Source organism: Acidobacteriota bacterium (genome assembly GCA_016712445.1).
Classification (GTDB): domain Bacteria; phylum Pseudomonadota; class Alphaproteobacteria; order Caulobacterales; family Hyphomonadaceae; genus Hyphomonas.
In genome coordinates this window covers 309,398-325,265 of sequence record JADJRB010000001.1, presented here as the reverse complement: position 1 = coordinate 325,265, position 15,868 = coordinate 309,398, and the positions used below count along the sequence as shown (strand labels likewise).

At 66.6% G+C, this 15,868-nt stretch carries 22 protein-coding genes; 9 read left to right on the top strand and 13 right to left on the bottom strand.

Going from position 1 to position 15,868, the window contains the following annotated elements:
* Positions 1-42 precede the first annotated feature (42 nt).
* A complete protein-coding gene (locus IPK75_01710) occupies positions 43-1,344 on the top strand; it encodes an acyl-CoA dehydrogenase family protein (protein MBK8197056.1) in 1,302 nt (433 codons plus the stop codon).
* 64 nt (positions 1,345-1,408) lie between these two features.
* Here IPK75_01710 and IPK75_01705 read toward each other — a convergent pair whose 3' ends face one another.
* Positions 1,409-2,299 carry a phytanoyl-CoA dioxygenase family protein gene (locus IPK75_01705; protein MBK8197055.1) on the bottom strand — a complete coding sequence of 297 codons (891 nt, stop codon included), beginning with the start codon at positions 2,297-2,299 and terminating at the stop codon, positions 1,409-1,411.
* Positions 2,300-2,322: 23 nt separating this feature from the next.
* Entirely contained in the window at positions 2,323-2,880 is a 558-nt protein-coding gene (locus IPK75_01700; GenBank protein MBK8197054.1) for a TetR family transcriptional regulator C-terminal domain-containing protein, read from the bottom strand.
* 111 nt (positions 2,881-2,991) lie between these two features.
* Here IPK75_01700 and IPK75_01695 point away from each other — a divergent pair, with 111 nt between their 5' ends.
* From IPK75_01695 to IPK75_01675, 5 genes are all read left to right on the top strand, one after another.
* A complete protein-coding gene (locus tag IPK75_01695; protein MBK8197053.1) occupies positions 2,992-3,705 on the top strand; it encodes a hypothetical protein in 714 nt (237 codons plus the stop codon).
* 24 nt (positions 3,706-3,729) lie between these two features.
* Entirely contained in the window at positions 3,730-4,437 is a 708-nt protein-coding gene (locus IPK75_01690; protein ID MBK8197052.1) for a PepSY domain-containing protein, read from the top strand.
* 7 nt (positions 4,438-4,444) lie between these two features.
* Entirely contained in the window at positions 4,445-4,735 is a 291-nt protein-coding gene (locus tag IPK75_01685; GenBank protein MBK8197051.1) for a hypothetical protein, read from the top strand.
* Between the two features lie 19 nt (positions 4,736-4,754).
* Positions 4,755-5,147: a hypothetical protein gene (locus tag IPK75_01680; protein MBK8197050.1), complete on the top strand. Its 393-nt coding sequence runs from the start codon at positions 4,755-4,757 to the stop codon at positions 5,145-5,147.
* Positions 5,148-5,239: 92 nt separating this feature from the next.
* Complete coding sequence (locus IPK75_01675; GenBank protein ID MBK8197049.1) at positions 5,240-6,181, top strand: serine protease; 942 nt, start codon at positions 5,240-5,242, stop codon at positions 6,179-6,181.
* Here IPK75_01675 and ttcA read toward each other — a convergent pair.
* The 8 genes from ttcA to IPK75_01635 form a co-directional block, all read right to left on the bottom strand.
* Complete coding sequence (gene ttcA, locus IPK75_01670; protein MBK8197048.1) at positions 6,178-7,062, bottom strand: tRNA 2-thiocytidine(32) synthetase TtcA; 885 nt, start codon at positions 7,060-7,062, stop codon at positions 6,178-6,180. The two genes, IPK75_01675 and ttcA, sit on opposite strands and share 4 nt — an antisense overlap.
* A gap of 231 nt (positions 7,063-7,293) precedes the next feature.
* Complete coding sequence (locus IPK75_01665; GenBank protein ID MBK8197047.1) at positions 7,294-7,680, bottom strand: hypothetical protein; 387 nt, start codon at positions 7,678-7,680, stop codon at positions 7,294-7,296.
* A gap of 127 nt (positions 7,681-7,807) precedes the next feature.
* Positions 7,808-8,527, bottom strand: coding sequence for a 2OG-Fe(II) oxygenase (locus IPK75_01660; protein ID MBK8197046.1), 720 nt, complete (start codon positions 8,525-8,527; stop codon positions 7,808-7,810).
* Between the two features lie 101 nt (positions 8,528-8,628).
* Positions 8,629-9,081 carry a GIY-YIG nuclease family protein gene (locus IPK75_01655; GenBank protein ID MBK8197045.1) on the bottom strand — a complete coding sequence of 151 codons (453 nt, stop codon included), beginning with the start codon at positions 9,079-9,081 and terminating at the stop codon, positions 8,629-8,631.
* Positions 9,082-9,164: 83 nt separating this feature from the next.
* On the bottom strand, positions 9,165-9,524 hold the full coding sequence (locus IPK75_01650) for a nuclear transport factor 2 family protein (protein ID MBK8197044.1): 360 nt from the start codon (positions 9,522-9,524) through the stop codon (positions 9,165-9,167).
* Positions 9,521-10,759 carry an FAD-dependent monooxygenase gene (locus IPK75_01645; protein MBK8197043.1) on the bottom strand — a complete coding sequence of 413 codons (1,239 nt, stop codon included), beginning with the start codon at positions 10,757-10,759 and terminating at the stop codon, positions 9,521-9,523. The genes IPK75_01650 and IPK75_01645 overlap by 4 nt, the downstream gene beginning before the upstream one ends.
* Positions 10,760-10,826: 67 nt before the next feature.
* Positions 10,827-11,186: an antibiotic biosynthesis monooxygenase gene (locus IPK75_01640; protein MBK8197042.1), complete on the bottom strand. Its 360-nt coding sequence runs from the start codon at positions 11,184-11,186 to the stop codon at positions 10,827-10,829.
* Entirely contained in the window at positions 11,183-11,512 is a 330-nt protein-coding gene (locus IPK75_01635) for an NIPSNAP family protein (GenBank protein ID MBK8197041.1), read from the bottom strand. Before IPK75_01635 ends, IPK75_01640 begins: the two co-directional genes overlap by 4 nt.
* Positions 11,513-11,586: 74 nt before the next feature.
* On the opposite strand from IPK75_01635, the gene IPK75_01630 reads away from it, so the two are divergent.
* On the top strand, positions 11,587-12,273 hold the full coding sequence (locus tag IPK75_01630; GenBank protein MBK8197040.1) for a helix-turn-helix transcriptional regulator: 687 nt from the start codon (positions 11,587-11,589) through the stop codon (positions 12,271-12,273).
* Here the strand turns inward: IPK75_01630 and rnhB are convergent.
* On the bottom strand, positions 12,221-12,829 hold the full coding sequence (rnhB, locus tag IPK75_01625) for a ribonuclease HII (GenBank protein MBK8197039.1): 609 nt from the start codon (positions 12,827-12,829) through the stop codon (positions 12,221-12,223). The two genes, IPK75_01630 and rnhB, sit on opposite strands and share 53 nt — an antisense overlap.
* 258 nt (positions 12,830-13,087) lie before the next feature.
* On the opposite strand from rnhB, the gene IPK75_01620 reads away from it, so the two are divergent.
* Positions 13,088-13,507, top strand: coding sequence for a hypothetical protein (locus tag IPK75_01620; protein MBK8197038.1), 420 nt, complete (start codon positions 13,088-13,090; stop codon positions 13,505-13,507).
* 59 nt (positions 13,508-13,566) lie between these two features.
* On the top strand, positions 13,567-14,340 hold the full coding sequence (locus IPK75_01615) for an SDR family oxidoreductase (protein ID MBK8197037.1): 774 nt from the start codon (positions 13,567-13,569) through the stop codon (positions 14,338-14,340).
* Positions 14,341-14,355: 15 nt separating this feature from the next.
* Here the strand turns inward: IPK75_01615 and IPK75_01610 are convergent, their stop codons facing one another.
* Both IPK75_01610 and IPK75_01605 read right to left on the bottom strand, forming a co-directional pair.
* Positions 14,356-14,787 carry a hypothetical protein gene (locus IPK75_01610; protein ID MBK8197036.1) on the bottom strand — a complete coding sequence of 144 codons (432 nt, stop codon included), beginning with the start codon at positions 14,785-14,787 and terminating at the stop codon, positions 14,356-14,358.
* 73 nt (positions 14,788-14,860) lie between these two features.
* Positions 14,861-15,844, bottom strand: a complete 984-nt coding sequence (locus tag IPK75_01605; GenBank protein ID MBK8197035.1) for an alpha/beta fold hydrolase — start codon at positions 15,842-15,844, stop codon at positions 14,861-14,863.
* Positions 15,845-15,868: the final 24 nt, after the last annotated feature.

The following is a 15,868-nucleotide window of genomic DNA, read 5'->3' as shown; positions in this document are numbered from 1 at the left end:
GCCACAGCAAAAAACGTGAACCTTGGGAGAGGAAACAGACCCATGCCTGACACTCAACGCACCGGCGCCGAGCCCGCCGACCTGAACGACCTGCGGATGTCGGAAGGGGTGCGCCCCCTCTACGACCATGTCGTGAAATTCATTGCCGAAGTCGTGAACCCGATGAGCGTCGAGTTCCACCGCCTCGGCGAAGGCAATCCGAACATCTGGAGCTACGCGCCCGGCCAGCTCGAGTGCCTCGAGAAAGCCAAGGACGAAGCCAAGAAGCAGGGCCTCTGGAACTTCTTCCTGCCGGACGCCGAAACCGGCGAAGGCCTGTCGAACCTCGACTATGCCTACATCGCCGCCGAACTCGGCAAGAACCCGATGGCCTCCGAAACCATGAACTGCTCGGCCCCCGACACCGGCAACATGGAAGTGCTCGAGCGCGTCGGCACGCCGGCCCAGAAAGAGAAGTGGCTGAAGCCGCTGCTCGAAGGCAAGATCCGCTCGGCCTATGTGATGACCGAGCCGCACATGGCTTCGTCGGACGCCAAGAACGTCTCGATGAAGTGCGAACTCGACGGCGACGAATATGTGCTGAACGGCGAAAAGTATTATGCCTCCGGCGCCGGCGATCCGCGCTGCAAGATCATGATCGTGATGTGCCGCTCCAATAACGGGCCGGACGTCAACCGCCAGCAGTCGCAGATCCTCGTCCCGCTGCCGCATCCGGGTGTCACCATCGTCGGCCCGATGCACGTGTTCGGTGAGCCCGATGCCCCGCACGGCCACATGCACCTGCGCTTCGAGAACGTCCGTGTGCCGAAGGAAAACATGCTGCTCGGCGAAGGCCGCGGCTTCGAGATTTCCCAGGTCCGCCTCGGCCCGGGCCGTATCCACCACTGCATGCGCTCCATCGGCCAGGCCGAGCGCGCGCTTGACCTGATGTGCATCCGCGGCCTCAGCCGTGAAGCCTTCGGCCGCCCGCTGGCGAAACTCGGCGGCAATACCGAGATCATCAGCCGCGCGCGTATCGAGATCGAAGCGATGCGCATGATGGTGCTGAAAGCTGCCAAGGCGATGGACGTCCTCGGCAACAAGGAAGCCCGCATCTGGATCTCGATGGTGAAAGCCATGGTGCCGGAGCGCGTCTGCAAGATCATCGACGACGCGATCCAGATCCACGGCGCCACCGGCGTCTCGCAATGGACCCCGCTCGCCCGCATGTATGCCAGCCAGCGCACCCTGCGCCTCGCGGATGGCCCGGACGAAGTCCACCACATGGTCGTCGGCCGCAACGAACTGCGCAAGTACGAAGGCGGCGTCGAAGACCCGTCCCTCGCCGCGATCTGGCGCAAATAGTCCGCCAGCGGATGGAAAGCAGAAGCGCGCGGTGGCAACACCGCGCGTTTTTTTGCGCCTCGTCTCAGGCCTTCGCCGCTTCCCGCGTCGACACCTTGGCGTAGAGGTCATCGCCCCAGCCCTTCACTTCGCCGGTGAACAGCGTCTCCGGTGGCACGACCTCGCCGCCCTGGCCGGGCGGAACCGGCGGCGTGAAATAGCCGAGCGCGTAGCTGCCCATCGAATAGCCGATCAGGCGGCGCAGCTCGTCCGGCAGCGTTGCGGCGATTTCCGGCGGGCAGGAGAGATACTGGTTCTCCTCCTGCCGCAGCCAGCCCAGCGAATAGGTGATGTTGATGCCGATCCGGTCGCCGTCCGAGACATTGGCGCCGCCGGAATGGATGACGGACCCCGTGTAAAGGATGACCGAGCCCGCTTTCATCTCGGCATAGGTGATCTCGTCTTCGTGCGCGCCGCGGCCGTCGTCCCACATATGGCTGCCGGGCACCACGCGGGTGGCGCCGTTCTCTCTTGTGAAATCCGAAACGGCCCAGATCGTGTTCAGCTGCGGCTCGATCGCGCGCTGCAGGAACCCGCCCCAGGCGAGGCGGTCGCGGTGCAGCACCTGCGCCTTCTGGCCGGGCTTGATGCGGATGACCTGCGTGAGGTGCAGCTGGAAGCGGTCGCAGAAGGGCGCCAGGAAGGCCTCCGTCGCGGCGGTGATCAGCGGATGGGCCACCAGCTCGCGGCAGGCGGGCGAGCGCGCAACCAGCGCGCCGGTGCGCGTTGTCCGGTCGCCGGTGAAGTCGTCGCGGCCGGGCGGTGTCGCCTCGACATACGGCATGATTTCCGTCCGTACACGGCCTAGAAGCTCAGGGCTCATCACCCCGTCGATGATCACGGCCGCGTCTTCGGCAATCACCTTCAGGACTTCATCGACAGGCGCGGTTGCGGGCAGGTGTCGCAGGGCAGGCATGGGAAGTCCTTTCGCGGTTGGGGTCAGGGGGCGGGCAGAAGGGGCGACAGGAGCTGCGAGAGCAAGGCGCGCTGGCGCGCCGGCGGCCAGCTTTCAGGCTCAAGCGTCGCGCGCGTGCCGACGCCGTCGACGACCGCAATGATCGCCTGCGCCGTGCGCCGGGCATCCGGCACGGCGTGCTGCAGGTCTTCAAAAAGCGCCGTCTCGATATCAAGATAGTATTGCTGGTGGATCAGCCGCAGCTTCTCGGAGAAAGGCGCCCGGCCCCAATAGGCGAGCCACACGCGCCAGGCCTTCCGCATCTCTTTGTTGACCGGAAGCGCCTCGGCAATCTCCGCGAGGGATGGCGGCCCGTCCGGCGTTCCAATGCGCGCGAGCAGGCGGGTGCAGACTTCTTCGAGGGCGGCCGCGAGCACCGCGTCCTTGTCCGGAAAGTAGTGGGCGATCGCACCGGTCGTCACGCCGGCTGCGCGCGCGATGTCGGCGAGGCGAACGTCTTCAAGTCCGCCTTCGGCGATCGCGTCCACGGCAGCTGTGGCGAGGGCGCGGCGGCGTTCTTCATGGTCGACTATTTTTGGCATAACGGTGATGATAAATAAATCCATCTCGCCGTCAAGCCCTTTGGAAGGGGCTCCGGTTGACACCTCTCGAGGACTGTCAGAGCGTCGCGGTCTTCAAAGGGAGATACGAAAATGCGCTTCACGTCTGCTTTGTTCGCCATGACCTGCCTGTCTTCGGCCTTCTGCGGGGCCGCCAGCGCCCAGGACATGGAGCGGATGATCGTCACCGCCAACCGCATCGATGATGTCGACATGCGCAGCGCGCCGGCCGTCTATCGCCAGATCCCGGCCGATTTCGTGCTGGTGGCGGTGACCTTCCAGAGCGCGACGCGCGACACCGCCGAGCGCAGCAAGGAACTGGAGACGATGTTCAACCGCCTGAAAGCGAAGGCTGCCAAGACGGACGGGTTCAGCCTTGCGGGCGGCGAGCTCGGCCAGTCGACGTCCGACATCGACACGGTCCTGTTCACCGATGTCTACCGCGCCGACTATAGCGGCACAGGCCGTTTCACGCTGACGCTCAACATCGATACGCGCAAGGACGAGTCCTTTGAGCGGCTGATGGCGCGGGCGAAGACCTTCGTCGAGGAGATCCAGACCGCCGGTCGCTCGGAAGCCTATCTCGGCGATGACCAGTTCATCGGCGCCCGCGACGTCGCCAAGCACCGCGCCGACCTTGTGGCCGACATTGCGGCGGAGGTCAAAGGCCTGCAGGCCGCGTTTGCGCCCGCCAGCGTGACGCTGACCGGTCTGGAAAGCCGGATCATCACGCAGCCCTCGGGTCCGCTGGAACTCGAGATATTCATTCCGTACACGTTGGTGCTGGAATCGGGCAACGCCGACTGATCCGGACGAGGCGGGGGAAACTGCATGTCGAAAGTTCTGCGCCTCGTGCGCCAGAGTCACAATGTGCTTGGGCTCATCGTGGGCGCGCAGGTCGTGCTTTGGGTGCTCTCGGGCCTGATCTTCACGATCCGGCCGATCGAGGAAGTGCGCGGCGAACACCTGCGCAGCGGCGCCCACGCGATGATGACTTCGGTGCCGGACGATCTCGTGCCGGTGGAGGATATCCTTGGCGCAGCCGGTGAGCCGGTGATGGCGCTGCGGCTGAAGCCCTGGCTCGGCCGGGCAGTCTGGGAAGCGGAAACGCATTCGGGCAAAGCCCTGTTCGATGCCGAGACCGGCGCGGCGCTTTCTCCGGTCACGGAGGAAGATGCGCGCCGCCTGGCGGACGAAGGCTGGGCGGGCGACGGCAAGCTAGCGGCGCTGACGCTCGCCGACCCCGCGCCGCGCGAAGCGGGCCGTGGCGCCGGCCGGGCGATGTGGCGCGCGGAGTTCGAGGGCGCGGACAAGGCGACTTTCTGGATTGATCCGCAAGCGGGCGACATCGCAGCGGTGCGGACCGGATGGTGGCGCACGTTCGACCTGTTCTGGGGGCTTCACATCATGGACTGGACGAACCGGGAGACGATCTCGACCTGGTGGATGAAGCTGTTCGCCTTCGCGAGCCTCGTGCTTGTCCTGGCCGGTGTCTGGCTGGTCGTCGACCGCCTGGTCAAGGGACGGTTGCTTAAATAGGCCGGGCATGAGCGATCTTGAGGTGGCATACAAGGCAGCGGTGGACGAGCGGACAAGGCGCGAAGCAAAGCTCGCCGAAGAGACCGGATTCTGGGACGCGTTCTATCGCGGCGCGCTGCCCGCCAGCGTCACCGCGCACCTTGAAGCGGAGCAGGCGGCCCTAGCTGAGCTCAGCACGAAGATCGCGTCTCTATGGGATGCGCTGGTTCTCGATGGCCTGACGCTGAAGGCGGGTACGGTGATCAAGGCGCCAAGAATAAAATTCCGTCCGAAGACGGACGATGCGACTGAAACGTAACCGAGGGGAGCGAGTCCGCATGAAGATGAGCAAATTCACGACACTGATGGCGGTGGGGCTGACGATTGCCGTCACGCTTTTCTTCGTCATGTTCTTCATATTCCTCGGCGCCGAGCCGGACCTGTTCGCCGGCATGGGGCGCAGCCTGACCATGCAGCTCACGGTCGAACTCGGCCAGCTGATCTTCGGCCTGATGGGCGGCAGCGCGCTGTTGCTGGCGGCAGGCACCTACTGGTCGAACAGCGGCGGCGGCGGTGGCCGGTCCTCCCCCGGCGGCGGCGCAGCGCCGCCATCCTCGCCGCCGGAGCCACCTCTGTCCGAGGCTGAATTCATGGAGCTCAGCCCCCACAAGATGTTGTGGGAAATCTACCGCCGGCAGGTGGCGCTCGAGGCCCGGATCGAGCGGAGCTGAGCGAGGCGCCCGGCGCGCATTCGGCCACGCCGTCTTGACGGCGCGGTCTGATTGGAGTGCACTCCCCTTCAGGAGACTGAAGGGAAGCCGCCATGCGCTGGCTTGTTGTTCTGCTCGTCTTTACCTGCCTGTTGCCTGCCGCTCACGGCCAGATCGTCGGCGGGCGCGATGCCCGCATCGAGCATTGGCCGGGCTTTGCCTCGATGCAATCCGTGAACGGAAATTCCGTGGATCATCAATGCGGTGCGACGATGATCGCCCCCGGCTGGGCCCTGACGGCCGCGCATTGCCTCGACGGGGTCGAGCTTGATGCGCAGGGCCATGCGCAGCTTTATGCCGAGCCGGAAGATGGCGGCGGGCGGTTCCGGGTCGGCGCGGTGGGCCTCGCCGTCGGCCGCGCGGACCTGCGGGACACCCGCTCCGGGGCGGTGTTCCGGGTGACCGGCTTCGTCGTGCATCCGGGCTATGAGCCGGGTGCGCCGGAAGGCGGCGACGACATCGCCTTGCTGCGCATCAGCGGCGCCTGGACCGGGCCGCTCATGCCGCTCGCCGGATTTGTGGGCGGCGGGACGAGCCTTGACGGACCTTTCCCGTTCGTGACGGCGGCGGGTTTCGGCAAGACATCCGAAGGTGCCCCGAATGTCGAAGGCCGCAGCCATTCGGGCCGCCTGATCCGGGCGCCGAACCTGACGCTGCAGGAAGCGGCGGTGCCAGTCGTGGAAGCTGCGGCCTGCCAGGCGCAGGTGCGCGCGGTGATCGGCGAGCTCGGACTGTCGGCGGCCTACGGTGATGTGCAGATCGATCCGGCACGGCAGATCTGCGCCGGGGCGCGCGGCGTCGATTCCTGCCAGGGCGACAGCGGCGGGCCATTGGCCGGCGAAGGGCCGGACGGCCGGCCGGTACAGGTGGGCGTGGTCAGCTGGGGCCTCGGCTGCGCGCGCGGCGGCGCGCCGGGCATCTACACGCGCGTGTCGGCCTACGCCGGCTGGATCGCGGAGGAAACAGGCCTCAGTCTCGCGGCGACCGCCCGCTAGAACGGCACGTTGGGATCGTGCTCGCCGGCGCCGCCGGGGGCGAGGGACTTGAAGTCGAATACCGACGGATCGTGCAGGTGGCTCGGGCGCAGGGTCGCGAGAGCGTGCGCCATGACTTGCCGTGTGCCCGGCTTCTTTCGCTCCCAGTCGCTGAGCAGCTGGTTCATCTGGACGCGCTGCAGGCCGTCCTGGCTGCCGCAGAGATTGCAGGGGATGATCGGGAACTGCATCGCCTCGGCGAATTTCGCGAGGTCGTCCTCGGCGGCGGTGATCAGGGGACGGAGCACCATCACGTCGCCTTCATCGTTGAGCAGCTTCGGCGGCATCGCGGCAAGCCGGCCGCCATGCACGAGGTTCATCATGAAGGTTGCCAGCGCGTCGTCGCGGTGGTGGCCGAGCACGATGGCCTCGCAGCCCTCCTCGCGCGCGACGCGGTAGAGGATGCCGCGGCGCAGGCGCGAGCACATCGAGCAATAGGTGCGGCCGGCTTCGACCTTTTCGGTGACGATCGAATAGGTGTCTTCGGTGATGATCTTGTAAGGCACCCCGACCGAGGCGAGCCAGTCGGGCAGCACGTGTTTCGGAAAGCCGGGCTGTCCCTGGTCGAGATTGCAGGCGATGAGGTCGACCGGCAGGGCGCCCTGCCAGGCAAGGTCCATCAGCACGGCGAGGAGGCCATAGGAATCCTTGCCGCCCGACAGGCAGACCAGCCATTTCGGACGGGGCCGCGCGCCGCTTTCAACGGCGCGGCGGTCGATCAGGCCGTAGGTGTCGATGACTTCCTGGGCGCCGCGCACGAGGCGTTTGCGCAGCTTCTTGAAGCTGACGGAGGCGGGCGCGTTGGCGAAGAGCTGCGGGGCGGGGGCAAGCGTGTCGGGCATGCGCGGGGATTTGCCATGCGCAGGCCGCCCGGGCAAGCACGTGTGGCCGGACGCGGGGGTGAGCCGGCCGGTTTCTGGTTCTTGATGTGAGCTTTCCGCAGACCCCTGCGCAGGCAGGGGTCGAGGTGTTTTGCCTTGAGGGTTGCAGCTGGATGCCTGCCTTCGCAGGCATCTGCGGAGAGGGTGCAGATGGATGCACTGGGTCCCGGCTTTCGCCGGGATGAGCGGAGTCTAGGAGGTGTCGAGGAGCGTTAGGGCTGAGCCCCCCTGCGTTGCCTGCGGTGACATCTTCCCTGCGAAACGCGGGAGGATGGCTTCGAGCGTTGCCTCGGTGTCGAGACAAGCTGGAACGGCAGACTCCCACGAGGGGTCCGTCAGGGGACGGAAGGTTCGCTGGGCGGGCTTGTAGGCGTTGGGGTCTGGCTTGGCGACGACACAGTGGATGTCGACGAAGCCCCATTCGTTGACCGAGTAGAGCGCGTTCCCGATTCCGTAGGCGTTGAACCAGCGGAGCAGGCGGTTGAGCTCCCACCAGAGGATCAACCAGCACAGCGGATGCACATGCGCGAAGAAGGGCGCGAAGTGCGGGTGGCTGCGGAGGCGGGCGATGGAGTACATGCCACGCAGTATAACTCCGCGTGCGGAGGGGGGGCGTAAGTTTTGGACAACTATTTTACAAGCGCTTGACGCGGCTTGTTATTTTGTTTGGCGAAGGGGCCAAAAAGGTTGCGTAAGTGCGGCGCGGTCAGTCCTGCGCGGTTTCGGCGGCGCGGGCCCAGCCGGTGATTGAATGGCGAGGCGCCCCGGCAAACAGCGATACCTGGGTGACCGCATGCAGGCGCGGCGTCGTGAACAGGTCGAGCGTGTTGAAGCCCGGCATATCCCCGGCGGTGACGTGACCGGCTTCGTCGAAGAAGATCAACAGGCCGCCCCAGTCGATTCTCCAGCGCCGTGTCATGCCGAGGACGTAAGCGGCGCGGCGGCGGTGTCCTGGCTGAAAGTCGTTATGGGTGGTCAGGAAACAGCCGGGCTCATAACGCGTTGCCTGTGCATCGGCGCGGACCACATCGTGATGGCCGGTGACCGATTTGACCAGTTCGATAAACGGGCGGCTGTTCAGGAATTCGTAGACCGCGTGCAAGGCATGGCCGGGATGTTCGCCGCGTTCATAGGCCGCCAGCATCGGGAATGACTTGTAGACATAGCTGAACCGGTCACGCGCGCGTTCAACCGCGCTGCGAATGCCCGGATCATGCCAGGGAATGTTCTGGCTGTGCAATTGAGCCGGCAACCCTTCGCCGTTCAAGGTGACGATCTTGTAGGGGGTCTCGGTTTCCAGGCAGGCCGCCAGCGCCTCTGCGCTCTCCGGCGTCAGCACATGGGCGATGCGGACCTTGCCGCCGAGCGCATAGTCAGCGGCGAGCTTCGAGACATCGAGATCGGGATTGAGCGAGAGAGCAATCACGGCGGAACAGGGCGCAGGGGGAAGGGACGCCCTGTCTTGCAGAAATCAGGCGGGATGGAAACTGGCGCCTGCACCGAGCCTCGCCAACCCGCACATTGCGCTCAAACGACCTTGCGGCCGCCGAAGCGGAAGAGGTTCTTCCACCACTGGCGCCACAGCCAGGCGCGGCGCAACTTCGCATTCGACGGCATGTCGAGTTCGCCGCGCGGCACGAGCATGTCGTTCATGCGGGGCTGGTAGCGCCGGATCAGGTCTTCCTCGATCCGGGCGCGGTCGGTCGCATTCCGGACGCGCAGCACGTGGCGCTCTGTGGCGCCGCGTTTCCACCAGGCTTCCCACCAGCGTTCATGGCCGTAGAGGCGGGAGCGGAAATCGGTCGCCTTGCCGATATAGAGCGGGAACAGGAAGAAGCCGAACCGGCGGCGCACGAAGATGTAGATGCCGCCGCCTTCCGGGATGCCCTTGCGGGTCAGCGTGATCTTGAACTTGTAGGATTCGCCCGTCTCGCCGCGCCAGACATGCCAGCCGAAAATGAACCAGTCGAACAGGAACATGCGCTTCCCCCACACATCCTGCCCCCGCGGGCAGGTGGCGGGAGAATCGGCGATGCGCGGTTAACAGCGCATTAACCGGACGCTCAGGCCGGCATCATGTGGACGTAGACTTCGTTCAGGGTGATCTTGCCATCCTGGACGAGGCAGAGGTCGAAGCCGCGCATCGCGCCGTCCTTGCCGCCTTCGCCGATGGCGCAGTACCAGCGGCCGCAAAAGCCGCCGGGGATCGGCCAGGTTTCGTCGGGTGTGTAGACCATCTTCGGCGTCGAGGCGAAGAGGCCTTCAAGATAGGGGCGCAGCTGGGCATGGCCGGTGATACCCGCGGCGGTGTTGTTGTCCTTGTACACCGTATCGGCGGCATAGAAGCCGAGGAGGGCGTCCACATCCTTGCGGCTCCAGGCGTCGAGCCAGGCGGCGTTGAAGGCGGCGATGTCAAAGCTCATGCGGGCGTCTCTCCCAGTACGCGGGCGCGGTGTTCCTCGGTGAAGATTTCGGCGGGCGCGTTTTCCGGCCCGGCCATGATGGCGACGCCGTGCAGGCCGAGCAGCGGATTGGCGGCCTTGCGTTCATGGTAGGAGCGCCGGCGCTCGCGCGCTTCGGGGCCGAATTCCATGTCGAGCGTGGCTTGAAGCTTGCCGGCGAAGCGCAGGCGGCGCATGCGCTCGGCGCGTTCTTCCGCATACGGTGCAAAGTTTGGCGCGGCGTCCGCGGACGTTTCCTTCAGGATGTCGGAGACCATGCGCACGTCGCGGTAGGTGATCGACAGGCCGAGGCCGTTGATCGGATCGTTCCAGCCGGCGGCATCGCCGATCAGCACGCAACCTTCGCTGAAGGGTTCGTCGGTCCAGCTGTCATTGTTGAAATAGGAGAAGAGGGGTCCGGCAGGTGTGCCCTTGGCGAGGGCGTCGTTCTGCGGCGCGCAGGCGACACGGAAGGCGTCGAGGAAGCGCTGGGCGCCTTCGGGGCCGGCGAACCGGCCCTTTTCCTTGAGCGCGTAGCCGCCATAGACACGAACCTTGCCGCCGCCTTGCGGGAAGGTGAGGAATCCGAAATTGCCCTCGGTGCCGATGGTCTGGCGTTTCGGATCGACGTCCTCGACATTCTCCACGAGGAGGCCGGCGAACCAGTGGTGGGGCTTGTCCTGGTGGAGCGGGATGCCGGCGGCGGCGCGCACGTCGGACTGGCGCCCTTCGGCGCCGACGATGAGGGGGGCGTGGACCGTGCGGGTCTCGCCATTGTGGAAGAAGGTGACAGAGGGCGCGTGCCCAAGCGTGATGATGTCGATCGTCACGGGACGGAGGGTTTCGGCGCCGGCAGCGGCCGCGGCGTCATACAGCGTCTGACAATGGTGCGGATGGCCGATGGCGAGCGGGCCCGGCACGTCCGGCGCGAAGATGCCGAGCGGCAGCGGGGCGGCCTCGCAGTCAGCCGGCGCGAGGCTCTCATCGTATGTGACGTGTTCGGCGATGTGATGGCCGCCGGCGCCCATCAGGAGGTCGTAGAGGCCGAGGCGCTTCGTCTCGGTGACGCCCCAGGGCGCAATCCATTCGCCGCGCACGCGGTCTTCGTAGTGTTCGGATTTTTCCAGCAGCAGGACGCGGCGACCGGCGCGGGCCATGACGGTGGCCAGCGCGCTGCCGCCGATACCGCCGCCGACGATGATGAGATCGTAGGTCATGGGCATTTCCTCCGGCGGCGAAAGTAACCCCGGATGGCGCGCCCGCAAAGGCTGACGCGGCGTCCGGTCAGCCGGGTGCCGCCGCGTCGTGGGCTGCCCGGCTGTCCCCCGGCGCCTGATCGCGGGCATTCAGGCCGTAGTCGCGGCGCACCTCGGCGATCCGCAGGCGGTAGTCTTTCAGGATGCCGACCCGGCCCGCCGCCTGCGCCGCGCGGTGCTCGGCTGTGTTGCGCCACCGGGCAACGGCCGCCTCGTCACGCCAGAAAGAAAGCGACAGGTAGCGGCCGGGATCAGCGAGGCTCTGGAAGCGCTCGATGGAGTGGAAGCCGTCGATACCGTCCAACATCGGGCGCAGGCTGGCCGCAAGATCGAAATACTCGCCCCCGCGCTGCTCATGCGCGGTCAGTTCGAAGATCACCGCGATCATGGCGTCAGCAGCGGGGCGTGCGGCGACGAGGCGAGCTTCAGGAAGATCCGGTCCTCGCGGTGGATGAACTGTTCACGCTTCGCGAAGGCATAGTTTTCCCGGCCTATGGGGTCGTCGGCGAGGCGGGCCTTGTAGGCTTCGTAGGCGGTGAGCGAGGGCAGCGTGTAGACGCCGTAGGCAGTGGTGGCGGAGCCTTCGTGCGGCGCGAAATAGCCGATCAGGTCGGCGCCGCAGCGCGGGATCGCCTGGCCCCATTGGCGAGCGTAGTGTTCAAAGGCGTCCTTCCTGAACGGATCGATTTCGTAGCGGATGAAACAGGTGATCATGGGCAGTCTCCGGGGTGCTGGAGATCGCCTTGTAGCAACTTGTGTGCGCGCAATGGTTCGATTAGCGTCGAACCATGAGAGACGGCCCCGACATCTCCCGCATCGCCGCCCTGATCGGCGACCCCGCGCGCAGCAACATGCTGCTGGCGATGCTGGACGGGCGCGCGTTGACGGCCGGCGAACTCGCGGTGCAGGCGGCCATCACCAAGCAGACGGCCAGTTCGCACTTGTCGCGCCTGCTCGATGGCGGCCTCGTTGCCCGCGAGGTGCAGGGGCGCCATCATTATTGCCGGCTTGGCGGCACAGACGTGGCGCAGGCGCTGGAGGCGCTGCTCGGCGTTTCGGAAGGCCGCACGGGTGTCCGTACACGGACCGGTCCGCGCGATCCGGCGCTGCGCAAGGCGCGCATCTGCTATGACCACCTCGCGGGCGAACTCGGCGTGCTCGTATTTGACCGGCTTTTCGAGGACGGCGCCCTGACGAAGCGCGGCGAAACGCTCAGCCTCAGCAAGGTCGGTTGGGCGCGCCTCGGCGAAATCGGCGTCACCGAAGACGCACTGACGGCGTCACGCCGCCCGGTCTGCAAGGGCTGTCTCGACTGGAGCATGCGGCGGCCTCATCTCGCCGGGCAAGCCGGCCAGCTGATGCTGCAGCGGATGTTCGCGCTGAAATGGGCGAAGCGGCTGCCGGACAGCCGGGTGATCCAGTTCACGCCTGGCGGCGAAGCGGCGCTGCGGAGATGGCTTCGAGCGCCGACCTGACTGGCGCGAAGCTGCGGCGGTGGATGGCGCAGGGGCCGAGGCGGGTGAGGGCTTCGGCATGGGCGGGCGTGCCGTAGCCCTTGTGCTGGCTGAAGCCGTAGCCCGGATGCTGCGCGCAGAACGCTTTCATCTGCGCGTCGCGGTGCGTCTTGGCGAGGATCGAGGCAGCGGAGATGGCGGGCTCGGTGAGGTCGCCCTTGATGATGGCGGTGGCCGGGGCGGGCAGGCCGTCCGGCAGGGCGTTGCCGTCGATCAGGATATGCCCGGGCGCGCGGGCGAGCGCGAGGATGGCGCGGCGCATGGCGAGGAAGGTCGCCTGTCGGATGTTGATCCGGTCGATCTCTTCATGGCTTGCCTCCGCAACCGCCCAGGCGAGGGCGACTGCGCGGATCTGCGGCGCGAGGTCGTCCCGCGCCGCCTCGGTGAGCTTCTTGGAATCGGTGAGGCCGGCGATTGGGCGCGCGGGATCGAGGATCACGGCGGCGGCGGTGACCGGCCCGGCCCAGGGGCCGCGTCCGGCTTCATCGACGCCGCAGGTGAGGATCAGCGTGGCCATCGGGGTCACGTATAGGGGAGTCGGAGCCAATGGCCAGACCGGACAGATTGACGCCGCCGGGCGCCGGGCGTATCTCGCCGGCATGTTCACGCGGAAGACCCGGCAACAGAAACAGCAGACGCTCCCGATTGCGGCGCGTGTGTTTGTGTGTGGCTGGCCCCGGACCTGAAAATCCCCGCGCCGAGCAGACCCCAAACCCCGCCCGAGTGGCGGGGTTTTTGTTTGTGCCCCGCCGCTCTCCAACCTGAGGAGATTGACATGAGTTTTGAGAGTGATGACGAAATCGAGGCGCTGACGCGCGCGATGATGGCCTGCGCCCTGCCGAAAGAATCCTGGACGCACGCGGCGCATTTCGCGGCCGCGCTGTGGCTGCTGCGCGCGCGCGGCGAGGCCGCCTTCGCCGAGATGCCCGGCCTGATCCGCGCCTATAACGACTCCGTAGGCGGACGGAACACCGATACAGAAGGCTATCATGAGACGATCACGCGCGCCTCGCTGCTGATGGCGCGCCGCGCGCTGAGGGACGCGCCGCTGCACGTGGTGCTGGCGGAGCTGATGGCGGGGCCCTGCGGCCGGTCCGACTGGATCTTCGCTTACTGGACGAAGGACGCGCTGTTCACGCCCGAAGCCCGCCGCACCTGGACCCCGCCAGACCTGCAGGCGCTTCCCGCAGCGTGAGGGCTGGCCTTTCGGCGTCGGCGGCGCCAGCATGGCGGCCGAAACCTGGAGGAAGCGACATGGATCTCGGGCTGAAAGACAAGGTGATCTTCATTGCCGGCGCGAGCCGGGGCATTGGTCACGGCATCGCCGAGGTGCTGCTGGAGGAGGGCGCGAAAGTGGCGCTGACGGCGCGCGGGGCGGAGGCGCTGGCGGAGACGAAGGCGGACTTCGCCAAGCGGTTCGGCAAGGACAAGGTGTGGAGCTTTGCGGGCGACCTGACGCAGACGGGGCCGATCGAGGCGGCGCTGGAGGCCTGCGAGAAGGAGTTCGGGCCGGTGACCGGCGCGGTGGCGAATGTCGGCCTGTCGCCGTCGCCGCTGGGGTTCGATGTCTCGGATGAGGAATGGCAGGCGGGGCTCGACCAGAACCTCAACTCGGCCTTCCGGCTCGCACGCGGCGCAATCCCCCGCATCCAGAAGAATGGCGGCGGCAGCTTCCTGTTCATCAGCTCGATTGCCGGCCTCGCCGCGCTCGGCAGCCCGCTGATCTACGGCGCGACGAAAGCCGGCGTGAACCACCTGTCGACGTCAGCCGCGCGCTTCGCCGCCGACACCAAGGTGCGCGTGAATACGATTGCGCCGGGCAACATCATCTTCCCGGGCAGTACCTGGGAGAAACAGTCGACCGGCCCGCGCGCGGACGCCTGGTGGCGCTGGATCAAGCGCGAGGTGCCGATGAAACGCTTCGGCCAGCCGCGCGAGATCGGCGATGCAGCCGCTTACCTCCTGTCGGAGCGCGCAAGCTTCATCAACGGCGCCGTGGTGCCGGTGGACGGCGGCCAGACGCGCTGACGCTCCGGTTACGGATTATTGCAGGCCGGCGCCGACAATCGGCTTCAGCACGATCTTTTCCTTCGGCGTGTTGAAACAGTCGCCGCGCGTCAGCGTGATTTTGGACGGGAAGCCCTTCTTCTGGAACTTCACCTCGACGATGCCCCAGCGCTCCCACGGCACGCCGTTCGGCGCGATGAGTGCGGCGGGGCAGGTCTTGCCCACATAGGTCGGCTCGACCCAGTAGCCGCGATAGGTGCCGCGGTTGTCATAGTTTCCGGCAAGGCCGGGCACGAAGATGTAGGACTGCTCGACGCCCATCACGGGCGTGTAGCCGAAGACGGCAGTGTCGCCTTCGTCGCTGAGATAGGTGACCTGGTTGCCGCTGGGCAGCGACCAGACTTCGTCGGCGGCAGCGGCAAGCGGCGCGGCGGCCACGAGGGCAGCGGCAATGAGTGTGCGGATCATGTGGATGTCTCCTCCCGAGAGACGCCCAGCTAATCACCGCCGCAGGAATTGGGAAGCGGGATTTTGAACGGCCTCAGACAACGCGGCCCTTGAGGCGGGTGAGCCAGGGCACGAGCGCGGCATTGACCTCGGCCGGGCGTTCCTGCTGCGTCCAGTGCCCGCAGCCCGGCAACACTTCTGCGACTTCCAGGTTCGGCACGGCCGGGCGCATCCGGGCGATGGGATCGGCGACCATGCCGAAGCCGTTGAAGGCAGGGTCCTTGTCGCCGGCGATGAAACAGGCGGGCTGGTCGATGGTCTTGCCGCGGAAAGGCGAGAGGAACTCGAAATCGCGCGTATGGTTGCGGTAGCGGCTGATCGGGCCGAACAGGCCGGACTTGCGAAACTCGGCCTCGTAATAGTCGAGATCGGCGGTCGACATCCAGGCGGGCAGGGTTTCCGGAACGGTCAGGCTGTCCATCAGCCGGGCGCTGGACGGCAGGCCGAGCTTCCATTCGCCCTCCTTCGCGTCGCCGGAGATCGAGTAATAGAAGCCGGCGAGGAAATTGCGCAGGTCAGCTTCAAGGTCGGCCTCGGCGCGGCCGGGGGTGCGGAAGTAGGACTGGTAGAAGAAGCGGTCGCGGTCGTCGAAGACGCGCTTGATCACGTCATCGAAGGAGAATTCCGGGGCGCCGTAGAAGGGCACCGAGAGGGCGGCAACGGCGGCGATGCGGGCGGGGTTGGTCAGCGCGGTGTTCCAGACCTGAGGCGCGCCCCAGTCATGCCCGATCAGGATGAAGGGCGCCTCCGGCGACAGCGCGGCGCCGACGCCGAGGATGTCCGCGACCAGCGCTTCCATCCGGTAGTCCGCCACTTCCGGCAGGCGCGAGGAGCCGCCATAACCGCGCACGTCCATCGCGGCGGCGGTGAAGCCGGCGGCGGCAATGGGGCCGATCTGGTGGCGCCAGGAATACCAGCTTTCGGGAAAGCCGTGGACCATGAGGACGAGCGGGCCTGTGCCTTCGAGCGCCACGCGGATGTTGGCGGCGCCGGCATCAAGCGTGCGGAATTCTGGCATGGCGGGCTCCCTTGTCTGGCGCGA

What these genes read in the sequence shown, in the direction of transcription:
- IPK75_01710 (MBK8197056.1), top strand. Translation starts at nt 43, where the DNA reads ATGCCTGACACTCAACGCACCGGCGCCGAGCCCGCCGACCTGAACGAC.
- IPK75_01705 (MBK8197055.1), bottom strand. Translation starts at nt 2,299, where the DNA reads ATGCCTGCCCTGCGACACCTGCCCGCAACCGCGCCTGTCGATGAAGTC.
- IPK75_01700 (MBK8197054.1), bottom strand. Translation starts at nt 2,880, where the DNA reads ATGCCAAAAATAGTCGACCATGAAGAACGCCGCCGCGCCCTCGCCACA.
- IPK75_01695 (MBK8197053.1), top strand. Translation starts at nt 2,992, where the DNA reads ATGCGCTTCACGTCTGCTTTGTTCGCCATGACCTGCCTGTCTTCGGCC.
- IPK75_01690 (MBK8197052.1), top strand. Translation starts at nt 3,730, where the DNA reads ATGTCGAAAGTTCTGCGCCTCGTGCGCCAGAGTCACAATGTGCTTGGG.
- IPK75_01685 (MBK8197051.1), top strand. Translation starts at nt 4,445, where the DNA reads ATGAGCGATCTTGAGGTGGCATACAAGGCAGCGGTGGACGAGCGGACA.
- IPK75_01680 (MBK8197050.1), top strand. Translation starts at nt 4,755, where the DNA reads ATGAAGATGAGCAAATTCACGACACTGATGGCGGTGGGGCTGACGATT.
- IPK75_01675 (MBK8197049.1), top strand. Translation starts at nt 5,240, where the DNA reads ATGCGCTGGCTTGTTGTTCTGCTCGTCTTTACCTGCCTGTTGCCTGCC.
- ttcA (MBK8197048.1), bottom strand. Translation starts at nt 7,062, where the DNA reads ATGCCCGACACGCTTGCCCCCGCCCCGCAGCTCTTCGCCAACGCGCCC.
- IPK75_01665 (MBK8197047.1), bottom strand. Translation starts at nt 7,680, where the DNA reads ATGTACTCCATCGCCCGCCTCCGCAGCCACCCGCACTTCGCGCCCTTC.
- IPK75_01655 (MBK8197045.1), bottom strand. Translation starts at nt 9,081, where the DNA reads ATGTTCCTGTTCGACTGGTTCATTTTCGGCTGGCATGTCTGGCGCGGC.
- IPK75_01650 (MBK8197044.1), bottom strand. Translation starts at nt 9,524, where the DNA reads ATGAGCTTTGACATCGCCGCCTTCAACGCCGCCTGGCTCGACGCCTGG.
- IPK75_01645 (MBK8197043.1), bottom strand. Translation starts at nt 10,759, where the DNA reads ATGACCTACGATCTCATCATCGTCGGCGGCGGTATCGGCGGCAGCGCG.
- IPK75_01640 (MBK8197042.1), bottom strand. Translation starts at nt 11,186, where the DNA reads ATGATCGCGGTGATCTTCGAACTGACCGCGCATGAGCAGCGCGGGGGC.
- IPK75_01635 (MBK8197041.1), bottom strand. Translation starts at nt 11,512, where the DNA reads ATGATCACCTGTTTCATCCGCTACGAAATCGATCCGTTCAGGAAGGAC.
- IPK75_01630 (MBK8197040.1), top strand. Translation starts at nt 11,587, where the DNA reads ATGAGAGACGGCCCCGACATCTCCCGCATCGCCGCCCTGATCGGCGAC.
- rnhB (MBK8197039.1), bottom strand. Translation starts at nt 12,829, where the DNA reads ATGGCCACGCTGATCCTCACCTGCGGCGTCGATGAAGCCGGACGCGGC.
- IPK75_01620 (MBK8197038.1), top strand. Translation starts at nt 13,088, where the DNA reads ATGAGTTTTGAGAGTGATGACGAAATCGAGGCGCTGACGCGCGCGATG.
- IPK75_01615 (MBK8197037.1), top strand. Translation starts at nt 13,567, where the DNA reads ATGGATCTCGGGCTGAAAGACAAGGTGATCTTCATTGCCGGCGCGAGC.
- IPK75_01610 (MBK8197036.1), bottom strand. Translation starts at nt 14,787, where the DNA reads ATGATCCGCACACTCATTGCCGCTGCCCTCGTGGCCGCCGCGCCGCTT.
- IPK75_01605 (MBK8197035.1), bottom strand. Translation starts at nt 15,844, where the DNA reads ATGCCAGAATTCCGCACGCTTGATGCCGGCGCCGCCAACATCCGCGTG.